This is a genomic window from Aeromicrobium sp. PFPM2_SD2, assembly GCF_057364525.1.
This window is the reverse complement of record NZ_JBNFNZ010000353.1, coordinates 1-2,634: the sequence shown is the minus strand read 5'-3', so window position 1 is coordinate 2,634 and position 2,634 is coordinate 1. Positions and strand designations below refer to the sequence as shown.

Below are 2,634 nucleotides of genomic sequence, written 5' to 3'. Positions count from 1 at the left end.
CTGTCGCGCGGCGGGGCGCTGCGCCTGCAGGTCGAGGCGGTCCGCGTGGCCGCCTCCCCACCGCGGCACCGGTCTGGGCAGCGCGATGATCGGCTGGGCCGTCGAGCACGGACGCGAGCGCGGCGCCACCCTCGTGCAGCTCACCACCGACAAGCAGCGCACCGACGCCCGCCGCTTCTACGAGCGGCTCGGCTTCGTCGCGTCCCACGAGGGCATGAAGCTGGCCCTCTGACCGCCCGCCCGGCTAGCGTCCCGGCCATGACGACGCACCCGCTGCCGTCCGCCATCGGCGCTCCCGCGACCCGGGCGCTCGAGGCGGCCGGCTGGACGACCCTGGAGCAGGTCGCCGGGCACACCCGGGCCGAGCTGCTCGCCCTGCACGGCGTCGGGCCCAAGGCCGTCCGCGTGCTCGCCGAGGCGCTGGACGCCCACGGGCTCGCCCTGGCCGGCTGACCGGTCGGCGCGGCAGGACGACCCCCGGCCCGACCTGGCACCATCGGGGCCGTGAGCCACAGCCACTCCCACGCCTCCACGCTCCCCGCCGACCCGCCGCGCCGCACCCTCGCGCGCGCCCTCGCCGCGGTCGTCGGCCTCATCGCCCTGGTGACGGTCGTCGCCATGGTGCTGCTGTGGCCGTCCGACGACGAGGTGCCGCACGCGCAGGACCCGTACGCCGCCGAAGGCGTGTCACGCGTCGCCGCCGTCGTGACCGACGTGCGTCCCTTCGACTGCAACGCCGACGGCCTCGGGCCGGACCAGACCCAGGCCGTGGCCGGCGACTGTGCCGAGGTGACCGCCGACGCCGGCGGCGAGAAGGCCACGTTCACCCTCGACCCGACCCGCTGGGCGTCCGGGATGAGGACGGGCGACGAGATCCAGGTGCTGCGCATCGCCCCGCCGGGCCAGCCCACGACCTGGGAGTTCTACGACTTCGAGCGCGGGCTGCTGCTCGCCGCCATCGCCGTCGTGTTCGGCCTGCTCGTCGTGGCCGTGGCCCGCTGGCGCGGCCTGTTCGCCATCGCCGGCATCGGCGTGACGCTGGTGGTGCTCCTGTCGTTCGTCATGCCCGCCCTGCTCGCCGGCGGCCACGCGCTGCTCGTGGCGGTGGTCGGCTCGACGGCGATCATGATCCTGGTGCTGTACCTGGCCCACGGCGTCTCGATCCGCACGACGTCCGCGCTGTTCGGGACGCTCGTCGGCCTGGCCCTCACCGCGGTGCTCGGCGCCTGGGCGACCGACTGGTCGAACCTGACCGGCATCGCCTCGGACGACGACCGGCTGCTCGCCGCCGTGGCCACCGGCGCCGACCTGTCGGGCATCGTCGCGGCCAGCATGGTGATCGCCGGGCTCGGCGTGCTCAACGACGTCACCGTCACCCAGGCCAGCGCGGTGTGGGAGATGCGGGCGCTGCAGCCGGGCGCCAGCCGCACGCGCCTGTTCACGTCGGCCATGCGCATCGGCCGCGACCACATCGCGTCCAGCGTCTATACGCTCGTGTTCGCCTACGCCGGCTCGGCGATGACCGTCCTGCTGCTGGTGTCGGCGTACAGCCAGAGCCTCACCCAGGTGGCCACGAGCGAGGAGATCGGCTCGGAGGTCGCCCGGACGCTCGTCGGCGCGATCGGCCTGGTGCTCGCGGTGCCGATCACCACCGCGTTCGCGGCGCTGCTCGCTCCCCGCGGGGAGGACGTCCCCGAGCCGGCCCGGACGCCGTCACCGCCTGAGTCCCCGCTCGCTCAGGCGGGGACGGGGTCGTCGGTGAGGGCCTCGACGAGGCGCTCCATCCGGACGATCCCGGCCAGGCGCCCCCTGCGCGTCCACGCACACGAGCGGGCGGAAGCGGAGCGCGGGCGACCGGACGATCGCGCGCCGGGCGGCCTCGCTCAGCGCGGTGTCCAGGCGCAGGCGCAGGCCGGACTCGCGCACGGGGTGCACGTCCCCGGACGCGTCGACGGTCGAGACGGGCGCGTGCTCCTCATCCACCACGACGACGAGGTCGACGTCCTCGCGGTCGACGAGCTCGCGCGCCCCGGCGACGTGCACCGCGGTTGGGACCCGCTCGACGAGCAGCCCGAGCGCGCCGGTGTCCTGCTGCCGGTGGTGCGCGAGCACCTGGGCGACGGCGTCGCGGTCGGGTCCCTGGGGACCGGCCGCCGGCCGTCCGAGCAGGTAGCCCTGGCCCAGCGGCACGCCGAGCTGCATGAGCGCCTCGAGCTCCTCGGACGTCTCGACGCCCTCGGCGAGCAGCCAGGCGTCCACCCGGTTGCCGAAGACGCCGAGCATCTCGATGAGGGCGCGCTTGCCCTCGTCCCGGTCGACGCCGGCCACGAGGCCGCGGTCGAGCTTGATGAAGTGCGGCCGCACCACGAGCAGGCGGTGCAGGCCGGCGTAGCCCGACCCGGTGTCGTCGATGGCGATGAACGCACCGGCCGCTCGCAGCGCGGTGAGCTCGCCCTGCACCTCGGTCTCGTCGAACGTGCGCTGCTCGGTGAGCTCGACGACGACCCCGCTCAGCGGCGCGGCCTCGCGGAAGACGGCGGCCACCTCCGGCGCGCTGAGCACGTCCGGCGAGACGTTGACCGTCAGGAACCGCATGGGCGGCAGCTCCGGGCGCCGGGCGAGCGCGGCGCGCAG

3 protein-coding genes and 1 pseudogene are annotated in these 2,634 nt (G+C 75.3%); 3 read left to right on the top strand and 1 reads right to left on the bottom strand.

From position 1 onward, the window contains the following. The 3 genes and pseudogenes from AC2W7G_RS13440 to AC2W7G_RS13430 form a co-directional block, all read left to right on the top strand. Positions 1–232, top strand: a 232-nt coding sequence (locus AC2W7G_RS13440) for a GNAT family N-acetyltransferase (RefSeq protein ID WP_485868883.1), incomplete at its 5' end; no start/stop codon positions are given. A 26-nt stretch (positions 233–258) separates the two neighbouring features. Beyond that, positions 259–453, top strand: a complete 195-nt coding sequence (locus AC2W7G_RS13435) for a helix-hairpin-helix domain-containing protein (RefSeq protein WP_485868882.1) — start codon at positions 259–261, stop codon at positions 451–453. A gap of 165 nt (positions 454–618) precedes the next feature. After that, positions 619–1,653: pseudogene (locus AC2W7G_RS13430) on the top strand (YibE/F family protein); the annotation flags it as partial. Between the two features lie 60 nt (positions 1,654–1,713). Here AC2W7G_RS13430 and AC2W7G_RS13425 read toward each other — a convergent pair. Then, positions 1,714–2,595, bottom strand: a complete 882-nt coding sequence (locus AC2W7G_RS13425) for an EAL domain-containing protein (RefSeq protein WP_485868884.1) — start codon at positions 2,593–2,595, stop codon at positions 1,714–1,716. Between the last annotated feature and the right edge of the window lie 39 nt (positions 2,596–2,634).

Excerpts from the sequence above, each read along its gene's own strand:
- AC2W7G_RS13435 (WP_485868882.1), top strand. The coding sequence starts at position 259 with ATGACGACGCACCCGCTGCCGTCCGCCATCGGCGCTCCCGCGACCCGG.
- AC2W7G_RS13425 (WP_485868884.1), bottom strand. The coding sequence starts at position 2,595 with ATGCGGTTCCTGACGGTCAACGTCTCGCCGGACGTGCTCAGCGCGCCG.